Raw genomic sequence first — 25,043 nt, 5'->3', positions numbered from 1 at the left:
TCGGAGGCGTAAATTGGGGCCCGCATGTCACAATTGCCCGGCCTGTTTCGTCAAGTTTTCGAAACCCTTTTGAAAGGACGACCTGATGGAGCCCCGCAACAACCTATTTGCCTCTAACCCCGAGATGATGAAGCGGTTCGTGGAATTCTCGACCCAAGTCGGTGACAGCGGCCTCGAAAAAGGGTTGCTCGAGTTAGTCAAAATTCGGGCGTCGCAGATCAATGGGTGCGCCAACTGCCTCAACATGCACACCGCCGACGCGAGGAAGAAGGGGGAAACGGAACAACGGCTTCACCTGCTGACGGCATGGCATGAAGCGCCGGTCTTCAGCGAGCGGGAGCGCGCGGCGCTCGCATGGACCGACCATCTGACGCTGGTTGCCGATCGCCGAGCCCCTAACGCTATATACGCAGCGCTCGATGACCAGTTCAGCAAGGAGGAGCAAGTCAAGCTGACCATGATGATCGTCGTCATCAACGGATGGAACCGCCTTGCCGTGGGCTTCGAAATTTTTGACGCGAGCGTCGGATGGTAGGAGAAGCGCAACCGCCGCCTCAGTTCGAAACAATGAGACCGGATTTGATCCAGGTTGCCTATCGGATGCTCGGCTCGATCGCCGATGCGGAGGATGTGGTGCAAGATGCCTGGCTGCGTTGGTCGAGTACGGATCGAAGCGAAGTCGAGGCGCCCCAGGCGTTCCTTCGCCGAGTGGTCATTAGGCTTTGCCTCGACCAGCTGAAGTCGGCGCGCTCGCGGCGAGAGACTTACGTCGGTCCATGGCTGCCCGAGCCGACGGTTGAAGACGAAGAGGTCGAGGATGTCACCTTGCCGCTGATGCTCGCGCTGGAGCGGCTCTCTCCGCTAGAGCGCGCGGCATTCCTGCTTCATGATGTTTTCGGGGAAAGCTTCGACGATGTTGCAGCTTCCCTTGGCCGGGATGCGGCTGCGTGCCGCCAGCTCGCCAGCCGTGCCCGCCAAAATGTTCGCGCCGACCGGCCACGTTATCATGTCGATCGGAAACGCGGACTGGAAATCGCATCGGCTTTCTTCGCTGCCTCTCGAAAGGGCGACATCCAGCGTCTGGAAGCGATGCTGGCCCACGATGTCGGCCTTTATGCCGATGGCGGCGGAAAGCGATCAGCGGCGACGCAAGTGATCCGGGGAATCACGGCGGTGACAAAGCTGCACGCCGGTCTGGCAAAGCTGTTTCGACTTCATCCGTCGACCAGCGTCCGTTTTGCCTTCATCAACGGCCTCCCGGGTTTCGTTACCCGCGAAGCGGACGGAATGCTCCAGACGACGGCCCTACTGCTTGTCGACGATCGAATTGAGGCAATTTATGTGATGCGCAATCCGGACAAGTTGCGGCACCTTGAATACACAGTGCACTGATTAAAGCCGCACCGGTGGCGCTGTCGAACAGCGGGCGCCTTCGGCGGGGAAGCGTGTTCGAAGCAATTGGGGTGCCCCGCCTCTCTTGAGCCCCGCCGCCGCTGCTCGTAACATCCGTGCAAACCCACCCTTCCCGCGGCGACAGTGCACGCCTCCAGGAGTATTTCGATGTCGTTTACACGGGTCACGGTGAAGCCGGATACGCTTGACGACGAAAATCGCAAATTCGATCAGCGCCCTCTTGACCAGCCCTTGTTCCTGAACAGTGTCCCGAAGAGCGGCAGCCATTTGTTGCGCAACATCCTCCGAATGTTTGTGCCGGTCGAAAGCCAATACAAAGCGGAATTTATCCAACATCAAATTTTGCAGCATCACCTTGCCGCCTTCGACCAGAACCGAAAACTGCTGAGTTGGGGGCACCTGCTCTTCACCGACACTACCGTCAGGGCGCTAGCGGGAGTCCGCCAGGTCCTGCTGGTCCGCGACCCTTACGACTGGGTGATCGCCCGCGCGCGCTTCTTCATGAGCGATGAATTCAAAGGCCCGCTGGAATTTCCCCAGGATGGGTCGGTCGGCGCCGAAGCACTTCTGAACATGATGATCCTGGGCATCCACGGGAAGGAGCCGCCGCTCGCCGCGACGTTCACCTATAACGCCCTTGCCTGGCTTGGAACGGGAGTGCGGCTGATCCGCTATGAAGACCTTGTCGCCGCGTTGGGTGATTTGGACGGCAAGGCGGCCGAGTTATTCTTCACCAAATTATTCGAAGCCTGCGGGATCGAACGACCTCAAGACTGGCAGGCGCGGGTTCGGATCGGCTCCGATCGCAATCAAAGCGGCACCGCGAGGGAAAATCTCACGGGGGTCAAGCTGGACCTACCGGCGGAGCTGCCCGAGATGCAAAGGCGATTGCTAGATTTTGCCGCGCCCGGGCTGCGCGGCATGCTCGGTTACGAATAAACCGCCCGTTAGATCAAGCGGCGCCGGCAGCGCTGTCAAGCAGGCGCGGGTCGATACCTTCGGCGCGGAACGATGCTTCCCAGCGCTGCACGACCGGTGTTTCAAACAGGATCGTTGGAGAGCCCGATGCCGTGAGCCAGCCAGGTCTGGTCATTTCGTCGTCGAGTTGGCCCTCGCCCCATCCGGCATAACCCAATGCGACAAGATAGCGGCTCGGTCCGCGGCCTTCGGCAATGGCGTTCAGCACGTCGAGCGTGCCGGTCAACGCGCCAAGCCCGGTTACCGCGATCGTATCCTGCCCGCCCCAATCGTCGCTGTGAAGGACAAAGCCCCTGCCCGGCTCGACTGGCCCGCCATGCAGCACGGGTACGTCGGGCGCGTCGCCCGGATCGATATCGAGCTCGTGAAGCAGGCCGCGCAACCCGACGCCTGCGCGCAGGTGGCCGATGCCGATGCCAACCGCACCATGTTCGTCATGGACGCAGACCGCGATCACCGCGCGCTCAAAGCGCGGATCGCCGATGCCCGGCATAGCAAGCAGCAACTTGCCCGACTGAAAGCGAGGCTGTTCCATCGCTCGATGAATGCTTGGCGACGAGAAATGGCACAAGCCTTGAGACTGCGCTGCGCTGCACCTATGTCCCGGCCTGTCCATCAAACAGGAGATTCCTCATGCCTATCCAGGTCGGCGACCGCATCCCGGACGTTCATATGTCGCTAGCCACACCGGAGGGGCCGGTGCCGGTCAAAAGCGGCGATTATTTCGCGGGCAAGCGCGTTGCGCTTTTCGCGGTCCCGGGCGCTTACACTCCCACTTGCTCGGCACGGCACCTGCCGAGCTATGTCGAAAAGGCCAAGGAACTAAAGGGCAAGGGCATCGACGAGGTTGTCGGCACCAGCGTCAACGATGCCTTCGTGATGGGCGCATGGAACAAGGAACAGGGCAGCGAGGACATCACCATGCTGGCTGACGGCAACGGCGATTTCGCCAAGGCGGTCGGGCTGGAAATGGACGGCAGCAAGTTCGGCATGGGTCAGCGCAGCCAGCGCTATTCGATGATCGTCAACGACGGAGTCGTCGAGCAGCTGAATGTCGAGGCGCCCGGCGAATATCAGGCATCGAGCGCCGAAGCCCTACTCGGCCAGCTGTAACAAAAAGCACGCCGTCCGGCGGGTCGATTTGGCTCGCCGGGCGTTTGATATCTCGCACCATCCTGTGAGGAGTATCGCCATGGCCACTACCAAGAAACCTTCGACAACCAACCGTCGCAGCCGTTCGGCGCCGAAAGACCAGACGCTGCTCGCGCGTAGCGGACGGACGGTCAGGGATCGCCCCTACGCCAGCGCGGCAATCGCGACCGGCGCGGTCACCGCCGTCGCCGCGGCGGCCGCCGGCGCCTATTTTTTCTCGCGCAACAAAGGCTCGTTCAAGGACGCCGCCGCCAACCTGGCCGAGCGGGTCAAGGATGGACTGGCCGACGCGAAGTCGAAAGTGAAATCTACCGCCGAGCGCGCCTCGCGTAAGATCGACGGCATTGATGAAAAGTCGCAGACCGAGATCGCCGAGGAGGCTCTGACCCTCAAGGAAACCGGCGTCAAGACGACCAAACCCGCCGATCCCCTGATCGAAGATCAGCTCAAGGCCGGCGCGGTCTCTTATTAGATTGTACGAGCCCCTCTCCCGCGCGGGAGAGGGGCTTTTTCACCATCCGCACTGCTTGCCTGCGTTCTGCTGCTTGAGCCAAGCGTGGAGCGGCGCGAAATATTCGATCATTGGCTTACCCGAAATGTCTCGGTTGCCAGTAAACGCCTCGAGCGCGTCGGGCCACGGCTTGGACGCACCCATCGCCAACATCGCGTTCAAGCGTGCGCCGACCTGCTTGTTGCCGTAGAAGCTGCAGCGGTGAAGCGGGCCCTTCCATCCGGAGATGTCGCACGCCGCCTTGTAGAACTGAAACTGCAGCAGGCGCGCGAGGAAGTAGCGAGCATAGGGTGTGTTTCCCGGGATGTGGAACTTGGCCCCCGGATCGAAATCGCTTTCGCTGCGCGCCACCGGCGGCGTAATTCCCTGATACTGACGTTTGAGGTCAACCCAGGCCTGGTTGTAGTTGGCCGGGGTGATCGATCCGTCGAAAACGCCCCAGCGCCATTTGTCGACCAGCAGGCCGAACGGCAGGAAGGCGACCTTGTCCATCGCCTGACGTAACAGCAAACCAGTGTCCTTATCAGCCGAAGGCACCTTCGATTTGTCGAGCAGGCCGATCTGCGTCAGATATTCGGGCGTGATCGACAGCGCGATGAAGTCGCCGATCGCCTCGTGAAAGCCGTCGTTGGCGCCGTTCAGGTAGAGGTAGGGCTGCTGGTTGTAGGCGCGCTGGTAATAGTTGTGGCCGAGCTCGTGGTGAATGGTGACGAAGTCGTCGCCATTGACCTTGGTGCACATCTTGATGCGCAGATCATCCTTCTGGTCGACGTCCCAGGCCGAAGCGTGACAGATCACCTCTCGGTCGCGTGGGCGAGTGATCTGGCTCCGTTCCCAGAAGCTTGCCGGTAAAGGCGCGAGACCAAGCGACTTGTAAAAACCCTCGCCGGTGCGGACCATCTTCTCGGGCGTATATTTCGCCTTCACCAGCAGATCAGTGGTGTCGTAGCCGACATCGCCGGCGCCCTTGGGCGCGACGATGTCGTAGATGTTGCCCCATTCCTGCGCCCACATATTACCGAGTAGATCGGCGCGGATCGGACCTGACGCTGGCTGAACGGCATTGCCGTATTTCTGGTTGAGCTTGGTCCGGGTGTAGCAGTGGAGGTCGTCGTAGAGCGGCTTCACTTCAGACCACAGTCGGTCGTACATCGCCGAAAATTGCTGGGGCGTCATGTCATACTGGCTGCGCCACATCGAGCCGCTATCGCCATAGCCGAGATCCTTGGCGCCGGCGTTGGCGATCTCGACCATGCGGGTATAATCGGGGCGCATCGGGCGGCCAACATTCTCATGCCAGGTCTTCCACATTTCGGCCAGCTCGGCTGGGTTGCGGTTGGTGCCCATCATTGCCTCGACGTCGTCGCCGGTCAGCACCTTGCCGTGCAGCGACGCACGGCCCTTGCCGTAGTTCGACTGGAGTCGGGTGGCGATGGTGTTGAGTTCGGCCGCCGCGCCCGGCGTGCTCGGCGCCGCCAGCACCAAAGCACCGCGCAGGATGTTCAATTTGCGAGCCGTGTCAAAGTCGAGACCCTCGACCCGGGCATAACGGGCCGCATCGGACGCATATTTGACACCCTTTTCGGTGCCGATCGTGCCGAAATAGGCGGCGAGCGCGTCGGTATCGTCTGTCAGGTAGGTCGCGTTGACCCACTGGGCGCGGCCCGAAATGGTGCCAAAGTCATACAGATCCTTCTCGACCTCGGCGATGAAGGCGCGAGCGCCGTCGGGAGTCAGCGGGTAGGCCGCTGCGGCCGCGGCTGCTGCGGGAGCTTCGGCCGGAATTTCGGCGGCCATCTGGGCCGGCGGGGTAGCGGCACAGCCCGCCAGCGCAAGCGCGGCTAGCGACACGGAAGCGGCAAGGTATTTCAAGGCGTCAAACTCCTCGTCCTGGGTCAATTCATTGTTTTCGCGTGACGAAATCAGTGAAACGTCGCGCGGCTAAGGTCAAGGCGCGGCGAGCCATTCGGCAAGCCGTTCGGCGAATTCCGGCTTGGTGACGCTGCTCATGTGCGTGCCGGGCACGGAAACGTAGGTGGCGTCGGGAAGCGCGTCGGCCAACTTCGGCGCTGAGCCATTGTCGCGATCCTCGATCCCGCACAGCACCAGCGTCGGCATGGTGAAGGCGGCGAGCCATTCGGGCCGCGCGTCGGTGAACGTCGGTAGCAAGAGCGCTGCTGCGGCGCGGTCAACTTTCATGGTCCTCATGAACTGGATTGCCAGCCAGTGTTTGTCGCCGCGGCTTGTCGTGTCGAAATTGGCGATCGCATCGAGAAAGAAGTCCTTGCGGCGGAGCCAGCCGCTGAGGCCTTCGAGCCCCATCCCGGCCAGCACGGCGCGGCGCGGACGAAGCCCCTCGCCCACTCCCTGCACCGTGGTCCGAGCGCCAAGCGAGAAGCCGCCGAGATCATAATCGTCGAGCCCGAGATGGGCAGCCAGCTCCTTGAGGTCGCGGCCGAGGATGCCGTCGGGGTAGGCGGCCGGGTCATGGGGCTTACCGCTGAGGCCGTGCGCGCGAAGGTCCGGCATGATGACGCGAAAGCCGCGCGCCGCGACCGCGGCGGCGCCGCCGAACTTGATCCAGTTGGTAACCGCGTCGGAGAAGAGGCCGTGGACCAGCACCACCGGTCGGCCCTCGCCCAGCTCGCGCCAGACAAGCTCCACGCCGTCGGACGCGTTCCAGCGGTGGATCGGCAGCTCCGTCACGACGTCGAATGGTCCCAATGTTCGCACTGACGATGGCCGAATTCAGACGGAAAATGCCCCGCAAACTGAAAATACATGATCGCGGAATGCGGCATGGGCGACCTGTTGGCAAAGCAAGTCCTACATTGCAATGCTGGTCCCGATCAGCCGGGCAGCGACCCCGTGGCCGCAATCCATTTGTCGACCAGCTTCGGCTGCTCGTCGGTCCGTGTGCGGCGCAGGCCACTGGTGTCTATCCAGGCTTCATGGAGGCTCTCGGCGCCGAAGTGGCTGGTCGGCCTGAAGTGCGACGGATCGTCGAAGCTGGCGACGGTAAGATCGAGGTTCGTCCCCTCGAGGAACTGGAACCCGAACGATGTTCCGCACGCCGAGCAATAGGGTCGCCGGGCGATCGGCGAACTGTCGTACCAATCCGGCCCCGACAGCCAGCGCACCTTCGCCTGCGGTATATTCTTGAACGCGATCGACACGCTGCCGGTCGCGCGCTGGCACATCCGGCAATGGCAGAGATAGGCCTCGTCGCTGTCGACCTTCGCTTCGAAGCGCACCGCACCGCAGGCGCAACCGCCGCTCATGGGTTCCGCTTCGCTCATGGCATCGGCGTCTCGGGCGGCGGTCCGGACATATGTTCGTGGACGATCTTCCAGCTGCCGTCGGCCTGCTTCTGATAGACGTCGGTGTAGCGAGTACGCAGCATCTGGCGGGTTGGACCCACCGCGGCGGTGAACGACATCACGCCCGACGCGACGATCGTGTCGGCGTCGAGCACCTGCACATGGCGCGAGCCAACCGTTTGATCGGAGGGCTTCATCGTCACATAGCCCGCGGTCCACTTTGTCTGCATCGCGCGGTCATTGCTCGGGTCGAGCACCGAAGGATCGAAAACCACCGCTCCGTCGGCATAATGGCCCATGATCGCCTCGACGTTGCCGCCGGTGAAGCTGACCTCGGTGTCGGCGACAATTTTTTCCGCTTCGGCCTGGGCAGGCGGCGCCGGCGGTGCACCCGGCTTCGCACAGCCGGCCAGGGCGAGAACCGTTCCGCCTAGAATCAGCATGGTACGCATCATACTTCTCCCCATTGGTTGGGCTGAGAAGCTACACGCCAGGCGAACTTCCGCAAGTCGCGACGATGGTGTCGGCGCTACTCAAGCCCTGTCAATTTCCTGAATTCATCTTGCGGCGCGCCTTCATCGAACGCCGGAACGCCTTCGGGAAGCACCACCCACGGTTGCTTGGCGCTGGTCCAGATGTGCGCAACCGGGACAATTGCATGGCTGTCGTCGAGCGTGCCGGCGCGCAGCAAGGCGTAGCCGGGCAAACGCTCGTTGACATTGAACACCCGCGAGAAGCATTTTGCGCAAGCGCTGTGGGTGGAGGTCGCGCCGCTGGGTGTCTGATAGGTGAAGGTCGCCAAAGCGCCGCTGACCGTCAGCTCGCTTTCCCTAACCGGGGCTTGCTCGGTGAAGGCGCTGCTGGACCAGCTTTGGCACGCCCGGCAGTGGCAACAATAGACGCGGGGCAACTCCCCGCCCGCGAGGAGGTAACGCACAGCGCCACAGCGACATCCGCCCGAGATTGCCATCACGCGGCCTTCTGCAAATGACGGCGGCCGAGCAATTCGGCGATCTGGACCGCGTTCAGCGCCGCGCCCTTGCGGAGGTTATCGCTGACTACCCAGATCGACAGGCCGTTGTCGACCGTCGGATCCTCGCGCACCCGGCTGACAAAGGTGGCATATTCGCCGACGCACTCGACCGGGGTGACGTAGCCGCCGTCCTCGCGCTTATCGATCAGCATGACACCCGGCGCCTCGCGCAAGATCTCGCGCGCCTGGTCGGCCGAAATCTCATCCTCAAACTCGATGTTGATTGCCTCGCTATGGCCGACGAACACCGGCACGCGGACACAGGTCGCGCTGATCTTGATCGACGAATCGAGGATCTTCTTGGTCTCGACCACCAGCTTCCATTCCTCGCTGGTCGAGCCGTCGTCGTGGAAGTCGCCGCACTGCGGAATGACGTTGAATGCGATCTGCTTGGTGAATTTGCGCGGCTCGTTGCTATCGCCGACGAAGATGTTGCGGCTCTGCTCGAACAGCTCGTCCATCCCCGCCTTCCCCGAGCCCGACACCGACTGATAAGTGGCGACGACGACGCGCTTGATCCGCGCGGCGTCGTGCAACGGCTTCAACGCGACGACCATCTGCGCGGTTGAGCAATTGGGGTTGGCGACAATGTTTTTGGCGCGATAGCCGTCGATCGCCTCGGGATTCACTTCGGGGACGATCAGGGGGACATCGGGGTCCATGCGATAGAAGGAGCTATTGTCGATCACGGTGCAACCCGCCCCGGCGGCAATCGGTGCGTAGACCTTCGACACATCCGACCCGGCCGCGAACAGCGCAATGTCCCAACCGTCAAAGTCGAAATGCTCGATGTTCTGGACCTTCAACTCCTTGCCGCTGTCGCCGAAGTCGATCAGGTTGCCGGTCGAGCGCGAACTGGCCACCGCCGCCACTTCGTCGAGCGGAAATTGCCTCTCGGCGAGGATATTCAAAATCTCTCGTCCGACATTGCCGGTCGCGCCGACGACGGCCACCCGATAGCCCATGGTCATGTCCAACTTCCGCTGATGTAGTGTGGCTTGCACGTAGGCAGCAACATGGCAAAGTCAACGCCAGCGGAGCCGATCGGGGGAACATGATGGGGCAACAACAGAATATGGGACGGCTGCTGCTGGCGATTGGCCTGCTGATGCTGGCGTTCGCCGTCAAGGGCTGGCTGGTCGCGCCGCCGTCCGCTCCGGTCACCGTGAAGGCCGGGCAATTCGATACAGGGCGCGCGGTGGCGAGGCTGGAGCGCATTCTCGGCGACCAGCGCCCGCACCCGGTCGACACCTCCGCCAATGACGCGGTGCGCAACCGCCTGATCGGCGAGCTTCGCGCCATCGGGCTCCGCCCTGAAATACGCGAAGCGACCGACTGCCGCGCCAATCCTCGCGCCCGCGTCGTCAGCTGCAGCCATGTCCGCAACGTCGTCGCCTCGATCGGCCCCGCTGCCGGGCCACGACTGCTGCTCAATGCCCACTACGACAGCACGCCGGCTGGCCCAGGCGCCGCCGACGACGGAATAGGCGTCGCGACGCTGCTTGAAGTGGCTGGCCAGCTGCGTGCCAAGCCCCCTGTCCGGCCCGTGACCTTCCTGTTCAACGAGGGCGAAGAATATGGGCTCAACGGTGCCAGCGCCTTTGCCCGGCACGACCCGCTGGCGCCGTCGGTCGACTCGCTGATCAACATCGAATCGCGCGGGGTCAGCGGCGCCGCAACGATGTTCGAGACGAACGCGCCCAACGGTCCCGCGATCGCCGCCTACGCTCGCGCCACGCGCCGCCCCAACGCCAATTCGATTTCAACCGACATGGCGGCGCTGATCCCCAATACGACCGACGTGCAGGTGTTCAAGGAGAAGGGCTGGATGACGCTCAGCTACGCGATCATCGGCAACGAGACGCGCTATCACTCGCCCGGCGACACCGTCGCCACGCTTGATCGGGGGAGCGCGGCGCAGATGGGCAGCGAAGTGCTGGCAGCGACGCGAGCGATGGTTGAAGCGCCGCGTGCCGAGGGCGGTTCGCGAATGGTGTTCACCGATATCGCGGGACTTTTCTTGATCGCGCTTCCGCTGCTGTTCGCGGCCGCCTTGTTGGCCGCGCTGCTGCTGGTGACACTGTTCGTCGCAAGGCAGAGGAACGCGCTCGGTCGCCCTCTGCTTACCTGCGCCGCCGCATGGACCGGTGCGGTCGCGGCAGCGGCGCTTGCCGCCACTCTGTTTAACCTGATTCGCCCCGGTGCCTTCTGGCGAGCCGAGCCCCTGCCCGCCTACCTCGCGATTTACGCCGTCATCATTGTCGTCGAGACAATGATCCTCGCCCGGCTTGCCCTAACCGCCGATCTCGATCGCCGTCGGGCTGCCGCCTGGACCCTCACTCTCCTGCTCGGCGTATTGGCGAGCGTCATCTTGCCCGGAGCGACCATCTACTTTCTCGCCGCACCGGGGCTGGCCTTGGCGGCATTGCTCATCATGCCGCGCTCGGGCCGGGCGGGTGCCACGCTCATTGCCGCCGCAGCGCTAGTTCAGTTGCTGATGTTCGCGCAGTTGCTGGCGGAAATCGAAATGCTGCTGGTCGATGGGCCGCTATGGGCGGTCGCACCGCTCGCGGCGCTGGCGACGCTGCCGGTGCTGGTGGAAGTCGCCGGGCCCATCGATCGCCGGTTCGGCACGCTAATGGTCGGGGCAGCGGCGCTGGTGTGCGTTGGAGCGCTGAGCATACCCAGAACCACCCCAATTCGGCCGGGCGGACTGACGCTCGATTACCTACGAGACGATGTCGAAAAACGCGCCGACTGGTCGGTATCGAACGGCATGACGCCCCTGCCCGCTGGCTGGAGCCGGTTCGGCCCGTGGCGCAAGGCCGAGCTGCGCAATTCGACTAGCAAGCGCTGGCTGGCGAAGGCTCCTTTGCTGCCCTTGCCGACTCCGCGAGCCCAGGTGAGCTCGATCGTACCCGACGGAAACGGGCGGCGCATCACGCTCATCCTCCACCGCGGCGGATTCGACACGATGGGGTTGCGCTTCGCCAAGGGGGTGGCGGTAACCGCGATGGGCCTCGGCGGCGATGCGCAGGTCATTCCGACGGCAGCGGGCAAGGGCTTTAGCCTGCTGCGTTGCGCCGGGCGCGGCTGCGACGGCCTGTCGGTGGAGCTGCGCTTCGCCGACCGCAGGCCGGTCAAGGGAGAATTGATCGGCACCGCCTTCGCGCTTCCGCCGGAGAGCGCGCCCTTGGTCGCCGCACGCCCGGCGAGTCATATCCCGCACTATGCTCCGAACAGCAGCGTGCGCATCATTCCCTTCACGCTGTGAACCGGAATCGAAAAGGGCGGCCCGCCATCGCGAACCGCCCCTTCGTTCGACGATTGACGAGCGCCTAGGTGTCCGTCTTGCTGCTCTTGGGCGGACGCGGGTCGCGGCGCTCGGCGATGCGCGCCGATTTGCCGCGGCGGCCGCGGAGGTAATAGAGCTTGGCGCGGCGCACGGCGCCACGGCGAACGACCTCGATCGAGTCGATTATCGGAGAATAAAGTGGGAAGACGCGCTCGACGCCTTCGCCGAACGAAATCTTGCGGACAGTGAAGTTCGAATTCACGCCCTTGTTGGCCCGCGCGATGCACACGCCTTCGTACATCTGCACGCGGGCGCGTTCGCCTTCGACCACCTTGACGCCGACCTTGAGCGTGTCGCCGGGGCGGAATTCGGGAATTGGGCGGAGCTCGACGAGCGAGGCAATCTGCTCGGCTTCGAGCGTCTGGATCAGGTTCATTGTCTTATCGACCCTATGTATCGCGCTGCGCGCCAGAGGGCGGTGCCTCCCGAGCGCCCCCATGGCGCTCGATCAGGTCCGGCCGCCGTAGCCGTGTATCGTCGATCGCGCGCTGCTTTCGCCACGCCGCGATCTTCGCATGATCCCCCGATCGCAGCACTTCGGGGATCGTGCGTCCTTCCCATTCGACGGGCCGGGTATAATGCGGATATTCCAGGAGCCCTTCGTCGAAGCTCTCCTCCTCCCCGCTAGAGGCCGCGCCCATTACGCCGGGGAGCAGCCGAATGCAAGCGTCGAGCAGCACCATCGCGCCCAATTCGCCGCCCGAGAGGACATAGTCGCCAACGCTGACCGGCTCGATAGCGCGGCCCTCGAAGATGCGCTCGTCGAACCCCTCGAACCGCCCGCACAGGATGGTCGCCCCCTCACCCGCCGCGAGGTCGCGGACGCGCGCTTGGGTGAGCGGCGCCCCGCGCGGGGTCATGGCCAGCATCGGGCGGCCGTCAGCCACCGCATCGAGCGCGGCGGCGAGCACGTCAGCGCGCAAGACCATCCCCGCCCCGCCCCCGGCCGGCGTGTCGTCCACCGTGCGATGCTTGCCCACCGCATGATCACGGATGTTGCGCGCCTCGAGGGTCCAAACGTCGTCCTCAAGCGCCCTCCCGGCAAGACTCGTGCCAAGCGGCCCGGGAAACATCTCCGGATAGAGAGTAAGGATGGTGGCGCGGAAGGTCATGATCTGCGCAGATATTTGATCGCCAAGTGCCCAGCCATGAGCCCGAAAATCAATGCGACACAGATGGCCCATGCACCAATCATCATCAGTCCGGCGAAGGCCATCGCACCGGCATCGCAAACATCCTCCGGCGGGCAGTCATCAGAAAGGAAGAAGATCGTTCCCACGATTACCAGGACGAGCAAGAGGAATGGCAAAACAAAACCGCTGATTACCGCAATTCGACGCGCAGGCATTGCTGGTCGCCACCAATCGAGAAAGGCGGCGGTCATGCCTGCAATAAGAGCGGAGGCCGCCCCAAAGAGTAGGTTCTCGGTAAGGAGGTCGCCCCAAATCATCACTCGGAGTTAGCATTCTCACAAAGCCGTTGGAACTCGCATCGTGACCATGCGCTTCGACTTCCGATGGAAGACAAGACTCTCGACTGTTTGGTGATCGGCGGCGGCCCGGCGGGGCTGACGGCGGCGATTTATCTTTCGCGCTATCATCTCGACATTCTGGTCGTCGACGGGGGCAAGAGCCGCGCCGCATGGATTCCGACCAGTCACAACCACGCCGGCTTTCCCGAGGGGATCAACGGCAAGGAACTGCTCGACCGGATGAAGGACCAAGCGCAGCGCTACGGGACGCGGATCGAGGATGGGCAAGTAGCGAAGATCGAGCGCGACGCGGGTAGCGGCCTGTTCACCGCCGACTTTGGGTCGGGCCCGGTCGTCGCGCGCGCCGTCCTGCTGGCGACCGGGGTGACCAACCGCCGTCCGCCGATGGACATGGAGGTGCATGACGCGGCGATGGCCAAGGGACTGATCCGCTATTGCCCGATCTGCGACGGCTATGAAGTGACCGACAAGCGAATCGCCGTGATCGGCGCCGGGGAGCGCGGCAGGGCCGAAGCGATTTTCCTGCGGAGCTACACCGCCGAGCTAACCCTGATCGCGCCGGATGGGCCGCATGAGTTCGACGCGGACGAGCGGAAATTACTCGCGACGGACGGGATCGCGCTAATCGACGGACCGGTGGAGGCGATCGAGCCAGGCGAAGGCGACATCACGGTAATCACGGCGGGCACACGTCATAACTTCGACAGCATCTACCCTGCGCTCGGCAGCGACACCCATATCCACTTGGCCGAGATGCTTGGCGCGGATTTGAGCGGCGAGGCCTGTATTCGCGTCGACAGCCACCAGCGCACCAGCGTCCCCGGTCTTTACGCGGCGGGCGACGTGGTGCTCGGCCTCGACCAGATCAGCCATGCGATGGGCGAAGGCGGGGTCGCCTCGACCACCATCCGCAACGATCTCGCAAAGAACGAGCCGCTTCTGCGTTAGGCCAGGAAGCCTGGATCGAGGACAATCCGGTCGTGTTCGAGCCGGGCAATCGGGTCGCGGAACGGGATCAGCGAACGTTTTTGGCCTTCGCGCTCCAATTCGATTAGATCGCCGGCGCCAAAATTCTCTATCGCGGCAACCGTGCCGAGCCGGGTCCCTGCTTCATCGACGCACGGCAGCCCGATCAGGTCGGCGTGATAATATTCGCCCTCTTCGAGAGGCGGCAGCTCGGCTCGGTCTACCTCAACTAGCTTGCCGCGCAGCGCCTCGGCCTCAGAGCGGTCGGCGATGCCGTCAAAGCGGGCGATGACCGCCTTGCCGTTGGCGCGAACGTCGCGAAGGGTCATCGGCTGCCCGTCGACGAATACGCATTTGTGGCGGGCGAGACTGCCGGCGCTTTGCGCGAATAGCTTGAGCCGCACCTCGCCCTGGATGCCATGCGCCCCGGCGACCGCGGCCAGCGCGACACGCCGTTCGGAGGCCCTCCCCCTCGATGGGGGAGGGTTGGGTGGGGGTGAGGGTGGAGATGGATGCGGCATATTTGAAGACATCACCCCGCCCCAACCCCTCCCCATCGAGGGGAGGGGCTTCTGATCATCCTTACTTGGCCTTCGCGGCTTCATCGCCCTCAGCGGGAGCGGCTTCACCCTCGGCTGGAGAAGCTTCGCCCTCGGCAGGGGCCTGGGCGCTTTCCCCGGTCACGCCGCCGGCTTCGTCGCCGGCGTCGCTGTTCGGGGTCGCTTCATTGGTTTCGGCCGGAGCCGCGACTTCCTCGGCGGCCGGAGTTTCCTCGGCGGTGGCTTCAGCGGCCGGAGCCTCTTCTGCGACAGCTTCATCGGCGACCGCTTCCTCGACTGGAGCCTCTTCGGCGGCGGCTTCTTCAGCAGGCGCTTCGGCCTCGGTGGTCACTTCCTCAGCGGGAGCGTCTTCAACCGGCGCGGCTTCTTCAACTACCGGGGCCGGGGCGGCGGCAGCGGCGGCTTCCTCGGCGGCGGCGGCCTTGCCTGCGCGCTCTTCGACGCGTTCCTTAGCCTTTTCGCCCGGCTCGGCTTTATTCGGGTTGTTGCGCGCGGCGCGCTCGCGGATGCCGGCGGCATCGAGGAAGCGGGCGACGCGGTCCGACGGCTGGGCGCCGACGCTCAGCCAATGCGAAATGCGCTCGGCGTCGAGCTTGACCCGGTCGGGGCTGTCCTTGGCGAGCAGCGGGTTATAGATGCCGACCTTCTCGATGAAGCGGCCGTCGCGCGCATTGCGGCTGTCGGCGACGACGAGGCGATAATAGGGGCGCTTCTTGGAGCCACCACGGGCCAGACGAATTGCAACTGCCATTTGATATTCCTTTCAGTGAGTTCGGTTATTTCTTTGAGAATTTGTTGAAACCGGGGGGAAGGTTGAACGGTGCCGCGCCGCCGGGAAGTCCGGGGATCTGCGGCAGCTGGTTGCCGGGCATCTGGCCGGGGGACAGGTCCTGCAGCGCCTTTTCCATGCCGCCCCCGCCGAACATTGAGGCGAGCTTGCCAAAGCCGCCCAATTTCTTGAGGCGCTTCATCGCATTGGCCATTTCCTGGTGCATCTTGAGCAGCTTGTTGACCTCTTGAACGGTGGTTCCGCTGCCCTTGGCGAGACGGATCTTGCGCTTGGCATTGATGATCTCGGGTCGCGCGCGTTCCTTTGCTGTCATTGACGACATCATTGCTTCCAGCCGCACCAGCGCCTTGTCATCGACATTGGCGGCGCCCTTCATGCCCTTCATGCCGGGCAGCATGTTGGCCAGGGCGCCAAGCCCGCCCATGCGCTGCATCTGGCTGATCTGGAGGCGCAAATCGTCGAGATCGAACTTGCCCTTGGCCATTTTCGCAGCGAGCTTCTCGGCGTCCTCGATCTTGACCGTTTCGGCCGCGCGCTCGACCAGACCGACGACGTCGCCCATGCCGAGAATGCGGCCGGCGACACGGCTTGGGTGGAAAGCCTCGAGCGCGTCGAGTCCCTCGCCGGTGCCGGCGAATTTGATCGGCTTGCCGGTCACCGCACGCATGCTGAGCGCCGCGCCGCCGCGCGCATCGCCGTCCAGTCGGGTCAGGATCACGCCCGACAATTCGACCTCTCCGGCAAAGCCCTTGGCGACGTTGACTGCGTCCTGGCCGGTCAGGCTGTCGACCACCAGCAGCGTCTCGACCGGACGCGAGGCGGCGGCGACAGCCTTCATCTCGGACATCAGCGCTTCGTCGACGTGGAGCCGTCCCGCTGTGTCGAGCATCAGCACGTCATAGCCCTGAAGCTTTGCCGCCTGGAGCGCGCGCTCGGCGATCTGAACCGGCGTCTGGCCGGCGACGACCGGCAGCGTATCGACCCCGGCCTGACGACCGAGCACCGCCAGCTGTTCCTGCGCGGCCGGGCGAGCAACATCGAGCGAGGCCATCAGCACGCGCTTGCGCTCGCGCTCGTGGAGCCGCTTGGCTAGCTTGGCGGTGGTCGTCGTCTTGCCCGAGCCCTGCAGCCCGACCATCATCACCACGGCCGGCGGATTGACGTCGAGGTGGAGTCCAGCCGCCTCGCTGCCGAGCATCTCGACCAGCGCATCGTTGACGATCTTGACGACCATCTGGCCCGGCGTGACCGAACGAATGACTTCGGCCCCCACCGCGCGCTCGGTGATCTGGTCAACGAAATCGCGCGCCACCGGCAGCGCGACGTCGGCCTCAAGCAGCGCGCCCCGCACCTCGCGCATCGCCGAGCGCACGTCTTCCTCCGACAAGGCGCCGCGGCCGCGGAGCTTGTCGAACACGCCGGCAAGGCGATCGCTCAGGCTGTCGAACATTCACTCACTCCACAGTCGGGAGGCAAAAACGCATGACACGCCGGCGGGCGAAACCTCGCCGGCCAACGCGCACCCGTGGATGCTTCATCGATGTCATATCCGTTAAGACAGCTGCGCGCCTACGCCCCGACGACTGTTCGGTCAAGTTTAGCGGCGGGAGCCAGAAATGGTTCGCGCAGAGGCGCAGAGGACTGGGTCCAGCCCTGACCTCTCTGCGTCTCCGCGTCTCTGCGCAAATCCCTAAAAAGCAGCGCCTTCGGCGAGAGCGGCCTCTTCGGCTTCGGTTGAACGGCGGCCCAGCGCGGCATTTCGTCCCGGAAAGCGGCCGAACTTGGCAATCTGATCGCGATGGAGAAGGGCAAATTTGAGGTTGGCCTCCCCAAAGCGTTGGAACTCGGCCACGCATTTTTCCTGATCGTCGAGCCATTCGCTGTGCATCAGCGGCATCATCAGAAACTGGCGCCATGGTGGCGGTGCGGCATCGACCCAGCCGCGTTCCAGCGCATCTTTGCTCAATTCGAGGGCCAATGGATCGCCTTCAAAGGCGCGCGCCGTTCCGCGAAACATGTTGCGCGAGAATTGGTCGAGAAGGAGGATCGCCGCCAGCAGCGTCGCTGGCGTTTCGCGCCACCCGGCCGCCTCCTCCGCCAGCACCCGCTTTCGCACGGCTCCAAACCGTTCGGCGATATGCCGGTCCAGGTCCGGTGATTTCCGCCAATGCTGGCCCTCGGTCAGTTCTTCGAACCAGAAATGAAGGACAGCGGGCGCGGCCTCGGCGGGGGACAGGTGGACAGTCATGGCCCGCCTCCCTAAGTCCCCCGGCGTGACGCGGCAATTCCACAAAATGCACGGCCTCGGGAACGATTTCGTCATTCTCGACGGGCGCGTTGAGCCGATTGCGATGACCGAAGCGCTGGCCAAGGCGCTGAGCGACCGACAGACCGGGATTGGCTGCGACCAGCTGATCCTGCTCGGGCCGAGCGATCGGGCGGCGATGAGGATGGACATCTGGAACGCTGACGGATCGCCGGCGGAAGCCTGCGGTAACGCATCGCGCTGCGTTATCACGCTGACCGGCGCGGCCAGCATCGAGACCGCTGGCGGTATTTTGCAGGGGTCGGCCGAAGGTGAGGAGATTGAGGTCGCGATCGGCGAGCCGCGGTTTGAGTGGAACGCGATCCCCCTCGCCTATCCGATGGACACCGCCGCGCTGCCGATGGCGTGGGAGGAGCTGTCGCGGCCGATGGCGCTCAATGTAGGCAATTCTCACCTGGTTTTCTTCGTCGATGCGGTCGACGAGGAGCGGGTGCGGGCGATTGGGCCGGCGATCGAGCAAGACCCGGCTTTTCCCGACCGGATCAACGTCAACGTCGCTAGCACCGGCGCGGACGGCATCACGCTTCGCACCTGGGAGCGCGGTGCGGGGCTGACGCTGGCCTGCGGGACCGGGGCCTGTGCAACCGGTGTCGCCGCAATCGTCCAGAGGAAAGCGACCTCGCCGGTCAAGGTCCTAATGAAGGGCGGCGGGTTGACCATCGCCTGGGCGCCGGGCGAGCCGATCCGCATGCGCGGGCCGGCGACCCATGTATTTACCGGCGAGATCGACCTTGAGGCGCTGGGCTGATGGGGGTGGACACGATCACGCTCGGCTGCCGGCTCAACTTCGCCGAAAGCGAGGCAATGCGCGGGCTGGCCGAAGACGGGACAATCATCGTCAACTCATGCGCCGTCACCAATGAAGCGGTTCGCCAGACGCGGCAGGCGATCCGCCGCGCGCATCGCGAGCGGCCCGATGTGCGGATCGTTGTGACCGGATGCGCGGCGCAGCTCGATCCGGCAAGTTTCGCGGCGATGCCCGAGGTGGCGCGCGTCGTGGGGAACGCTGAAAAATACGATCGACGGGCCTTCGCTATAGGCGGACAGAGCAAAATTCATGTCTCTGACGTCATGGCGGCGCCGGTCCCGCCGGTCGCCGCCGGCTTCCTCTCGCGCGTGCGCAGCTTCGTGGCCGTTCAGACCGGGTGCGATCATCGCTGCACCTTCTGCTCGATCTGGCAGGCGCGCGGACCGAGCCGGTCGCTGCCCTATGAGGCGGTGCGCGATGCGATCGCCCTTGAGCTCGATGCAGGTGCGAAGGAAATTGTGCTCACGGGCGTCGACATCACCGCTTACGAAGGGTCGCTCGGCTTGCTCTGCCAGCGCCTGCTAGACGCCCTGCCCTCGCTTCAGCGGCTGCGCCTATCCTCGCTCGACAGCATCGAGGTCGACGAAGCGCTGTTCGAGCTGGTCACGGGCGAGCCGCGCTTGCTTCCCCATTTCCACTTGTCGCTTCAGGCTGGTGATGACCTGATCCTCAAGCGAATGAAGCGCCGCCATAGCCGCGCGCAGGCCGTCGCACTGGTCGAACGGCTGAAGGGACTGCGCGGCGACGTCAGCATCGGCGCCGACCTGATCGCCGGCTTTCCGACCGAGAGTGAGCAGGCCGCACTGGGCAGCCTGGCCCTGCTCGACGATTGCGACGTGGTCGCGGCGCATATCTTTCCCTTTTCGCCTCGCCCGGACACACCGGCCGCCCGAATGCCGCAGCTTGAACGCGAGATCGTCAAGGCCCGAGCCGCCCGGCTGCGCGAGGCGGCGGCGGCGCGACGCATGCGCTGGCTCGGCAACCAAGTCGGCACTCGCCAGATGGTGTTGGTCGAAAACAAAGAGAAAGGTCATAGCGACCTGTTCGCTCCGGTTTACATCGTCGGTTCGCGGCGCGGCGATGTCGGCAGCGCACGCATCACCGGCCGCGATGGCGATCAATTGGTCGGGACATTCGAATGAGTTGGCTCGACCGCCTGACCGGCGGATTTAAGAAGACCGCCGACCGACTGGGCGAGAATCTGGCCGGACTTGCGCCCAAGGCCGCGCTCGACACGGCGACGCTCGACGACATCGAGGAAGCATTGATCGCCTCCGACCTCGGCCCGGGCGCGTCGAAACGGATCCGCGAGGCAATCGCCGCGCGCCGGTTCGAGCAGCTCGACGAGCGCGGATTACGCTCCATCCTTGCCGACGAGATCGAGAAAATCCTCGCTCCTGTCGCCAAGCCCCTGGATGTATGGGGTTTTCCCCGCCCGCACGTCATCCTGGTGATCGGGGTCAACGGGTCGGGCAAGACCACGACCATCGGCAAATTGGGCCATTTGCTGCAAGAGCAGGATTATGGCGTGCTACTGGCGGCGGGCGACACGTTTCGCGCCGCGGCGATCGAGCAGCTCCAGATCTGGGGCGACCGGATTGGCGCGGGCGTCATCGCCGGAAAGGAAGGCGGCGATAGCGCCGGCATCGTATTCGACGGGGTCAAGCAAGCCACCGCCACAGGCATCGACGCGTTGATCGTCGACACCGCCGGTCGGCTGCAGAACAAGCAGCATCTGATGGATGAATTGACCAAGGTCCGCCGCGTGCTAGGGCGTTTGAACCCCGAGGCACCGCACGACGTTCTGCTCGTCCTCGACGCCACCACTGGGCAGAACGCCCTCAACCAGATCGAAGTATTCAAGGAGAGCGCCGGGGTGACCGGACTGATCATGACCAAATTGGACGGCACCGCGCGCGGTGGAATATTAGTCGCGGCGGCCGAGAAATTCGGGCTGCCAATCCACGCGATCGGCGTCGGCGAAGGAGTCGACGACTTGCGGCCGTTCGATCCGCGCGCGGTGGCCCGGGCCATCGCCGGCCTTCCGGCATGAGCGCGGTGCCACAGAAGGCAGAGCCGGCGGGCATGGCGCGGCTGGCGGTCGATGTCGGTCCGCTGCTGGTATTTTTCCTCGTCAATTTCCTCGCGCCCGTGCCCGGACCGCTCAAGATATTCGTCGCCACCGGTGCATTCATGGCAGCGATGATGGCGGCGCTCGTTTTTTCTGCGATCCGCTGCCGCAGCATCTCGCCGTTGCTGCTGTTCTCGGGCGTAATGGTGGTTGTCCTGGGCGGCCTCACGATCTGGCTGCACAATGAAACCTTCATCAAAATCAAGCCGACGATTTACTATGCCATCGTCTCGGGCTTGCTGGCGTTCGGCCTCGCGACCGGGCGACCGCTGCTCAAAACGGTGCTCGGCAGCGCCTACCCCGGCCTCGACGAGCAGGGGTGGCGCAAGCTGACCCGCAACTGGTCCATCTTCTTCGCGGTCATGGCGCTGGTTAACGAGGCGGTGTGGCGCAACACCACCACCGATTTCTGGATCGGCTTCAAGCTATGGGGGGCAATCCCCGCAACTCTGCTGTTCGCGCTCGCCAACGTGCCGATGCTTCTGCGCTATGGGCTGACCGCCGAGGAAAATCCAAAACCTGCCGAACCGGGGCCGATCGAATGAACGATGCCATCCTTTCCATCCGCGGTCTCAAAAAGGCTTACGCCAGCGGCACCGAAGCGTTGAAGTCGGTGGATCTCGATATCGAACGCGGCGAGATTTTCGCGTTGCTCGGGCCCAACGGCGCCGGCAAGACGACGCTGATCAACATCGTTTGCGGGATCGTCACGCCCTCCGGCGGGACCGTGCTAGTCGACGGCAAGGATCATCTGACCGACTACCGCCATGCCCGCGCCCGCATTGGCTTGGTGCCGCAGGAGCTGACGACCGATGCGTTCGAAAGCGTTTTGTCCACCGTCAGCTTCAGTCGCGGCCTGTTCGGAAAAGCTCGCGATCCGGCCAAGGTCGAGGATCTTTTGAAACGACTGTCGTTATGGGACAAGCGCAAGGCCAAGATGATGGAGTTGTCGGGCGGCATGAAGCGCCGGGTGATGATCGCCAAAGCGCTCAGCCACGAGCCCGACATCCTCTTTCTCGACGAACCGAGTGCCGGCGTCGACGTCGAGCTGCGCCGCGACATGTGGAAAATGGTTCGCAAACTGCGCTCGGACGGAACGACAATCATTCTGACGACCCATTATATCGAGGAAGCCGAAGAGATGGCCGACCGGGTCGGGGTGATCAGCAAGGGCGAGCTGATCGCCGCCGAGGACAAGAAGGTGTTGATGCGAAAGCTCGGCTGCAAGACGCTGAAACTGACGCTAGCCGAAGCGATGACGACAATCCCACCCGAGCTGGGCGAGTGGAACCTCGCGCTTGAGGATGACGGTCATGTGCTGTGCTACGCGTTCGATGCCAATGCCGAAAGGACGGGGGTGCCGTCGCTGCTCAGGCGGGTGAGCGACCTCGGCATCAGCTTCAAGGATTTGTCGACCGAGCAATCGAGCCTCGAAGATATTTTCGTCGGATTGGTTCATGGGGAGCGCAATTGATGCGGAATGGCGGCTTCAATGGCCACGGCGTGCTCGCCATTTATCGGTTCGAAATGGCGCGTGCTCTGCGCACTCTATGGCAGAGTCTCGTCACCCCGGTAATAACTACCGCACTCTATTTCGTCGTGTTCGGCGCTGCGATCGGTGGCCGCATGACCGACATGCAGGGCATCAGCTTCGGTGCCTTCATCGTCCCCGGACTGACTTTGTTGTCGGTATTCATGCAGTCGATCTTCAACGCCAGTTTTGGCATTTATTTTCCAAAGTTTACCGGCACTATCTACGAACTTCTCTCAGCTCCGATTTCAAGCCTTGAAGTGGTGTTAGCCTATGTCGGCTCGGCGGCGACCAAATCGATGGTGCTAGCGCTGGTGACGCTTGCCACCGCGACCTTATTCGTTGACGTGCGGATCGAACATCCGGCGCTGATGATCCTGTTCCTGCTGCTGATCACCACCGCCTTTTGCCTGATGGGCTTCGTGATCGGTATCTGGGCCAAGAATTTCGAGCAGCTACAGATCATCCCGATGCTGATTGTGACCCCGCTCACCTTCCTGGGCGGGGCCTTTTATTCGGTCAGCGCGCTGGCCGAGCCATGGCGAACCGTCACCCTGTTCAACCCGGTGGTCTATCTGGTCAGCGGCTTCCGCTGGACTTTTTTCGGCACTGCCGACGTCCCGGTCCTGGCCAGCGTGACGGTGATGCTGGCGATCATCGCCGCCTGCCTCACCGCCATCATCTGGGTGTTTAAGACCGGTTACCGGCTCAAGCAATGATATCCGCCTTGGCGTTTTGCGACTGGTCGGCGCGCTCGATGCCCTTGCCATCGAGATTTTGGCCAACAAAGTCCCAGTTGATGAGGTTCTCAAGGACACTCTTGACGAACTTGGGCCGCTCGTTGCGATAATCGATGTAATAAGCATGTTCCCACACGTCGATCGTCAGTAGCGGCGTCAGGCCGTGAACCGCCGGCGTGTCGGCATCGTGGAGCGACGTTACCTCTAGCTTATTCCCATTCAGCACCAGCCAACCCCAACCGCTGCCGAAATGTTCGGCGCTTGCCTTGGCCAGCTGGTCTAGCAACGCCTGCTCCCCGCCGAAATCGTCGTTGATCAGCTCGCGCAGTTTGCCCGACGGACGGGTCGAGCCTTCGGGGGCGAGGCATTGCCAGAAGAAGCTGTGGTTCCAGATCTGCGCGGCGTTGTTGAACAATTTCTTGTCCCTCTTCTCCTTTCCGTCCTTGATCACTTCGATCAGCGAGGCTTGCTCAAGCCCTTTCTCGGCAAGCATGGAGTTGACCTTGTCGACATAGGCCTTGTGGTGCTTACCATGGTGAAAATCGAGCGTTTCCGCGGACATGTGCGGAGCCAAAGCCTCCTTAGCGAAGGGCAGGTCGGGAAGAGTGAAGGGCATGGCGTGCTCCTGGAGGCAGACGATTGACAACTCTTCATCAACGAGTGGGCCGACAACCGGCTCCGCCACCCACCGCAAACGCTTGCCCGATCACCGTATGCGGGCGTAACGAGGCGACCATAAGGGCGGATGCGACCGCCCATGAGGGGGAATGATGGGCAAGATATTCGAAAACCTGCACCTGGTGCTGCTGATCGGCGTCGCCGCCGCGATCGGGCTGATGATGGGCTTCCATGCCGAGACGCTGAGTGCCGAGGCTGTGCTGCGCTGGCTGCACGTGTTTTTCGGCATCACCTGGATTGGTCTGCTCTATTATTTCAACTTCGTGCAGATCCCGACCATGCCGGCGATTCCGGCCGAGCTCAAACCAGGCGTGTCGAAATATATCGCGCCGAAAGCGCTGTTCTTTTTCCGCTGGGGCGCGGCCTTCACCGTGCTGACCGGCGCGCTGCTCGCCTACGTCAACGGCTACATCGTCGAAGCGCTCACGCTCCAGCCGCAGGTCCGTCTGATCGGGATCGGCATGTGGCTGGCGCTGATCATGGCGGTCAACGTGTGGGCCATCATCTGGCCAAACCAGCAGAAAGTACTTGGCCTGGTGGAAGCCGACGACGCTGCCAAGGCGAAGGCAGGCCGGGTGGCCATGCTCGCCAGCCGCACCAACACGCTGCTGTCGATCCCGATGCTCTACGCTATGACCACCTATCAGACGCTCGGCAGCTAAACCGAAATCCTTCGATCGGTCCGCCGGCTAACGCTGGCGGACCTGAAAGCGCCTGAGCTCGACAACGGGCTCGTTCCATGAGGGGTCAAGCGCCCGAGCGTGCTGAAGGTCATGATAGGCGGCGGGGATGTTGCCGCTGTCCTCGTACGCTACCGCACGCACAAAATAGGCCAAGGCGGGTCGTCGAGTCTTGAGTTCGATGGCCTTGGCGACCAACGGCAGCGCGGCGGCGCTGTTGCCGTAGCGGACATTGAGAATTGCTTTGTTGAGCCAGGCATCCGGCTCCATTGGATTGAGGGCGAGCGCCGCATCGAAATCGGCCGTCGCTGGCGGCAGGTCGCCGCGGCGGAGCTTGACGATGCCGCGATTGACAAAAGTCGCTACGCGATCTTCCCGGGTTAGCACTTCTTCGGTTAATGCCTTGTCGCAGACGTCAAGCGCCTGGCGAGTGCGATATTGGGCATCCGCAGCTTCGAAGCAGGATTTGGCATAGCCGCCACCAATGGTCTGAACCGCAGCGTGCGCCGGCGAAACAAGGACTCCTGAAACCAACAGGGCAGCTATTGCGAGATTGCGCATAAAGATCTCCCGACTCGT

Annotated in this window: 29 protein-coding genes and 1 pseudogene; 14 read left to right on the top strand and 16 right to left on the bottom strand. The window is 63.4% G+C overall.

Translation table 11 applies throughout. From position 1 onward, the window contains the following. Positions 1 to 85: 85 nt before the first annotated feature. The 3 genes from H0W65_RS00530 (at position 86) to H0W65_RS00520 (ending at position 2,352) form a co-directional block, all read left to right on the top strand. A complete protein-coding gene (locus H0W65_RS00530) occupies positions 86 to 535 on the top strand; it encodes a carboxymuconolactone decarboxylase family protein (protein WP_294002713.1) in 450 nt (149 codons plus the stop codon). Next, entirely contained in the window at positions 529 to 1,392 is an 864-nt protein-coding gene (locus H0W65_RS00525; protein ID WP_294002711.1) for a sigma-70 family RNA polymerase sigma factor, read from the top strand. Before H0W65_RS00530 ends, H0W65_RS00525 begins: the two co-directional genes overlap by 7 nt. Positions 1,393 to 1,560: 168 nt before the next feature. Then, positions 1,561 to 2,352: a hypothetical protein gene (locus H0W65_RS00520; RefSeq protein ID WP_294002709.1), complete on the top strand. Its 792-nt coding sequence runs from the start codon at positions 1,561 to 1,563 to the stop codon at positions 2,350 to 2,352. A 13-nt stretch (positions 2,353 to 2,365) separates the two neighbouring features. On the opposite strand, the gene H0W65_RS00515 is transcribed toward H0W65_RS00520, so the two are convergent. Further along, entirely contained in the window at positions 2,366 to 2,926 is a 561-nt protein-coding gene (locus tag H0W65_RS00515) for a YqgE/AlgH family protein (protein WP_294002707.1), read from the bottom strand. A 98-nt stretch (positions 2,927 to 3,024) separates the two neighbouring features. Here H0W65_RS00515 and H0W65_RS00510 point away from each other — a divergent pair, with 98 nt between their 5' ends. Continuing rightward, positions 3,025 to 3,504, top strand: a complete 480-nt coding sequence (locus H0W65_RS00510) for a peroxiredoxin (protein WP_294002705.1) — start codon at positions 3,025 to 3,027, stop codon at positions 3,502 to 3,504. 79 nt (positions 3,505 to 3,583) lie between these two features. Then, positions 3,584 to 4,015 carry a hypothetical protein gene (locus H0W65_RS00505; protein WP_294002704.1) on the top strand — a complete coding sequence of 144 codons (432 nt, stop codon included), beginning with the start codon at positions 3,584 to 3,586 and terminating at the stop codon, positions 4,013 to 4,015. Between the two features lie 39 nt (positions 4,016 to 4,054). Here the strand turns inward: H0W65_RS00505 and H0W65_RS00500 are convergent, their stop codons facing one another. From H0W65_RS00500 to H0W65_RS00475, 6 genes are all read right to left on the bottom strand, one after another. Further along, positions 4,055 to 5,851, bottom strand: coding sequence for a M2 family metallopeptidase (locus H0W65_RS00500; protein WP_294002787.1), 1,797 nt, complete (start codon positions 5,849 to 5,851; stop codon positions 4,055 to 4,057). A gap of 150 nt (positions 5,852 to 6,001) precedes the next feature. After that, on the bottom strand, positions 6,002 to 6,787 hold the full coding sequence (locus tag H0W65_RS00495) for an alpha/beta hydrolase (protein WP_294002702.1): 786 nt from the start codon (positions 6,785 to 6,787) through the stop codon (positions 6,002 to 6,004). Between the two features lie 116 nt (positions 6,788 to 6,903). Next, on the bottom strand, positions 6,904 to 7,335 hold the full coding sequence (locus H0W65_RS00490; protein WP_294002701.1) for a GFA family protein: 432 nt from the start codon (positions 7,333 to 7,335) through the stop codon (positions 6,904 to 6,906). Positions 7,336 to 7,349: 14 nt separating this feature from the next. Continuing rightward, positions 7,350 to 7,829 (bottom strand): DUF4440 domain-containing protein, encoded by a 480-nt coding sequence (locus tag H0W65_RS00485; protein ID WP_294002699.1) that lies wholly within the window; start codon positions 7,827 to 7,829, stop codon positions 7,350 to 7,352. 74 nt (positions 7,830 to 7,903) lie between these two features. After that, positions 7,904 to 8,311: a GFA family protein gene (locus H0W65_RS00480; RefSeq protein WP_294002697.1), complete on the bottom strand. Its 408-nt coding sequence runs from the start codon at positions 8,309 to 8,311 to the stop codon at positions 7,904 to 7,906. A 32-nt stretch (positions 8,312 to 8,343) separates the two neighbouring features. Further along, positions 8,344 to 9,372 (bottom strand): aspartate-semialdehyde dehydrogenase, encoded by a 1,029-nt coding sequence (locus H0W65_RS00475; protein ID WP_294002785.1) that lies wholly within the window; start codon positions 9,370 to 9,372, stop codon positions 8,344 to 8,346. 89 nt (positions 9,373 to 9,461) lie between these two features. On the opposite strand from H0W65_RS00475, the gene H0W65_RS00470 reads away from it, so the two are divergent. Continuing rightward, the gene (locus H0W65_RS00470) at positions 9,462 to 11,681 is read left to right on the top strand and encodes a M20/M25/M40 family metallo-hydrolase (protein WP_294002696.1); all 2,220 of its coding nucleotides are present in this window, start codon (positions 9,462 to 9,464) and stop codon (positions 11,679 to 11,681) included. 64 nt (positions 11,682 to 11,745) lie between these two features. Here H0W65_RS00470 and rplS read toward each other — a convergent pair whose 3' ends face one another. The 3 genes from rplS to H0W65_RS00455 are packed head-to-tail and all read right to left on the bottom strand — an operon-like array spanning position 11,746 to position 13,212. Further along, positions 11,746 to 12,138, bottom strand: coding sequence for a 50S ribosomal protein L19 (rplS, locus tag H0W65_RS00465; protein WP_294002695.1), 393 nt, complete (start codon positions 12,136 to 12,138; stop codon positions 11,746 to 11,748). Positions 12,139 to 12,151: 13 nt separating this feature from the next. Then, complete coding sequence (trmD, locus tag H0W65_RS00460) at positions 12,152 to 12,874, bottom strand: tRNA (guanosine(37)-N1)-methyltransferase TrmD (RefSeq protein ID WP_294002692.1); 723 nt, start codon at positions 12,872 to 12,874, stop codon at positions 12,152 to 12,154. Next, complete coding sequence (locus H0W65_RS00455) at positions 12,871 to 13,212, bottom strand: hypothetical protein (protein ID WP_294002689.1); 342 nt, start codon at positions 13,210 to 13,212, stop codon at positions 12,871 to 12,873. The genes trmD and H0W65_RS00455 overlap by 4 nt, the downstream gene beginning before the upstream one ends. Positions 13,213 to 13,278: 66 nt before the next feature. Here H0W65_RS00455 and H0W65_RS00450 point away from each other — a divergent pair, with 66 nt between their 5' ends. Next, complete coding sequence (locus H0W65_RS00450; RefSeq protein ID WP_294002686.1) at positions 13,279 to 14,202, top strand: NAD(P)/FAD-dependent oxidoreductase; 924 nt, start codon at positions 13,279 to 13,281, stop codon at positions 14,200 to 14,202. Here the strand turns inward: H0W65_RS00450 and rimM are convergent. The 4 genes and pseudogenes from rimM to H0W65_RS00430 all read right to left on the bottom strand — a co-directional run bounded on the left by rimM (position 14,199) and on the right by H0W65_RS00430 (position 17,818). Then, positions 14,199 to 14,741 (bottom strand): ribosome maturation factor RimM, encoded by a 543-nt coding sequence (gene rimM / locus H0W65_RS00445; protein WP_294002683.1) that lies wholly within the window; start codon positions 14,739 to 14,741, stop codon positions 14,199 to 14,201. The two genes, H0W65_RS00450 and rimM, sit on opposite strands and share 4 nt — an antisense overlap. A 319-nt stretch (positions 14,742 to 15,060) precedes the next feature. After that, positions 15,061 to 15,531, bottom strand: a pseudogene (rpsP, locus tag H0W65_RS00440) (30S ribosomal protein S16); the annotation flags it as partial. 25 nt (positions 15,532 to 15,556) lie between these two features. Further along, positions 15,557 to 17,020: a signal recognition particle protein gene (ffh, locus tag H0W65_RS00435; protein ID WP_294002680.1), complete on the bottom strand. Its 1,464-nt coding sequence runs from the start codon at positions 17,018 to 17,020 to the stop codon at positions 15,557 to 15,559. A gap of 240 nt (positions 17,021 to 17,260) precedes the next feature. After that, positions 17,261 to 17,818 (bottom strand): DUF924 family protein, encoded by a 558-nt coding sequence (locus tag H0W65_RS00430; RefSeq protein ID WP_294002678.1) that lies wholly within the window; start codon positions 17,816 to 17,818, stop codon positions 17,261 to 17,263. Between the two features lie 25 nt (positions 17,819 to 17,843). Between H0W65_RS00430 and dapF the strand changes: the two genes are divergently transcribed. Genes dapF through H0W65_RS00400 form a run of 6 tightly spaced genes read left to right on the top strand, consistent with a single transcriptional unit; the run spans position 17,844 to position 23,085 of the window. Beyond that, positions 17,844 to 18,644 (top strand): diaminopimelate epimerase, encoded by an 801-nt coding sequence (dapF, locus tag H0W65_RS00425; protein ID WP_294002783.1) that lies wholly within the window; start codon positions 17,844 to 17,846, stop codon positions 18,642 to 18,644. After that, complete coding sequence (locus tag H0W65_RS00420; protein ID WP_294002781.1) at positions 18,641 to 19,846, top strand: MiaB/RimO family radical SAM methylthiotransferase; 1,206 nt, start codon at positions 18,641 to 18,643, stop codon at positions 19,844 to 19,846. Before dapF ends, H0W65_RS00420 begins: the two co-directional genes overlap by 4 nt. Further along, positions 19,843 to 20,757: a signal recognition particle-docking protein FtsY gene (ftsY, locus tag H0W65_RS00415; RefSeq protein ID WP_294002675.1), complete on the top strand. Its 915-nt coding sequence runs from the start codon at positions 19,843 to 19,845 to the stop codon at positions 20,755 to 20,757. Before H0W65_RS00420 ends, ftsY begins: the two co-directional genes overlap by 4 nt. After that, complete coding sequence (locus tag H0W65_RS00410; RefSeq protein WP_294002672.1) at positions 20,754 to 21,380, top strand: septation protein A; 627 nt, start codon at positions 20,754 to 20,756, stop codon at positions 21,378 to 21,380. The genes ftsY and H0W65_RS00410 overlap by 4 nt, the downstream gene beginning before the upstream one ends. After that, a complete protein-coding gene (locus H0W65_RS00405) occupies positions 21,377 to 22,309 on the top strand; it encodes an ABC transporter ATP-binding protein (RefSeq protein WP_294002669.1) in 933 nt (310 codons plus the stop codon). Before H0W65_RS00410 ends, H0W65_RS00405 begins: the two co-directional genes overlap by 4 nt. Beyond that, positions 22,309 to 23,085 carry an ABC transporter permease gene (locus H0W65_RS00400; RefSeq protein ID WP_294002667.1) on the top strand — a complete coding sequence of 259 codons (777 nt, stop codon included), beginning with the start codon at positions 22,309 to 22,311 and terminating at the stop codon, positions 23,083 to 23,085. Before H0W65_RS00405 ends, H0W65_RS00400 begins: the two co-directional genes overlap by 1 nt. Here H0W65_RS00400 and H0W65_RS00395 read toward each other — a convergent pair. After that, the gene (locus tag H0W65_RS00395) at positions 23,075 to 23,722 is read right to left on the bottom strand and encodes a superoxide dismutase (RefSeq protein WP_294002664.1); all 648 of its coding nucleotides are present in this window, start codon (positions 23,720 to 23,722) and stop codon (positions 23,075 to 23,077) included. The genes H0W65_RS00400 and H0W65_RS00395 overlap by 11 nt on opposite strands. 154 nt (positions 23,723 to 23,876) lie before the next feature. Between H0W65_RS00395 and H0W65_RS00390 the strand changes: the two genes are divergently transcribed. Beyond that, complete coding sequence (locus H0W65_RS00390) at positions 23,877 to 24,446, top strand: urate hydroxylase PuuD (protein ID WP_294002779.1); 570 nt, start codon at positions 23,877 to 23,879, stop codon at positions 24,444 to 24,446. A gap of 27 nt (positions 24,447 to 24,473) precedes the next feature. On the opposite strand, the gene H0W65_RS00385 is transcribed toward H0W65_RS00390, so the two are convergent. Beyond that, the gene (locus H0W65_RS00385; protein ID WP_294002662.1) at positions 24,474 to 25,025 is read right to left on the bottom strand and encodes a hypothetical protein; all 552 of its coding nucleotides are present in this window, start codon (positions 25,023 to 25,025) and stop codon (positions 24,474 to 24,476) included. Between the last annotated feature and the right edge of the window lie 18 nt (positions 25,026 to 25,043).

The organism is Sphingomonas sp. (assembly GCF_013816785.1).
Lineage (GTDB): Bacteria > Pseudomonadota > Alphaproteobacteria > Sphingomonadales > Sphingomonadaceae > Sphingomicrobium.
The sequence above is the reverse complement of the archived record's forward strand: the minus strand, read 5'-3'. Positions and strand labels throughout refer to the sequence as shown.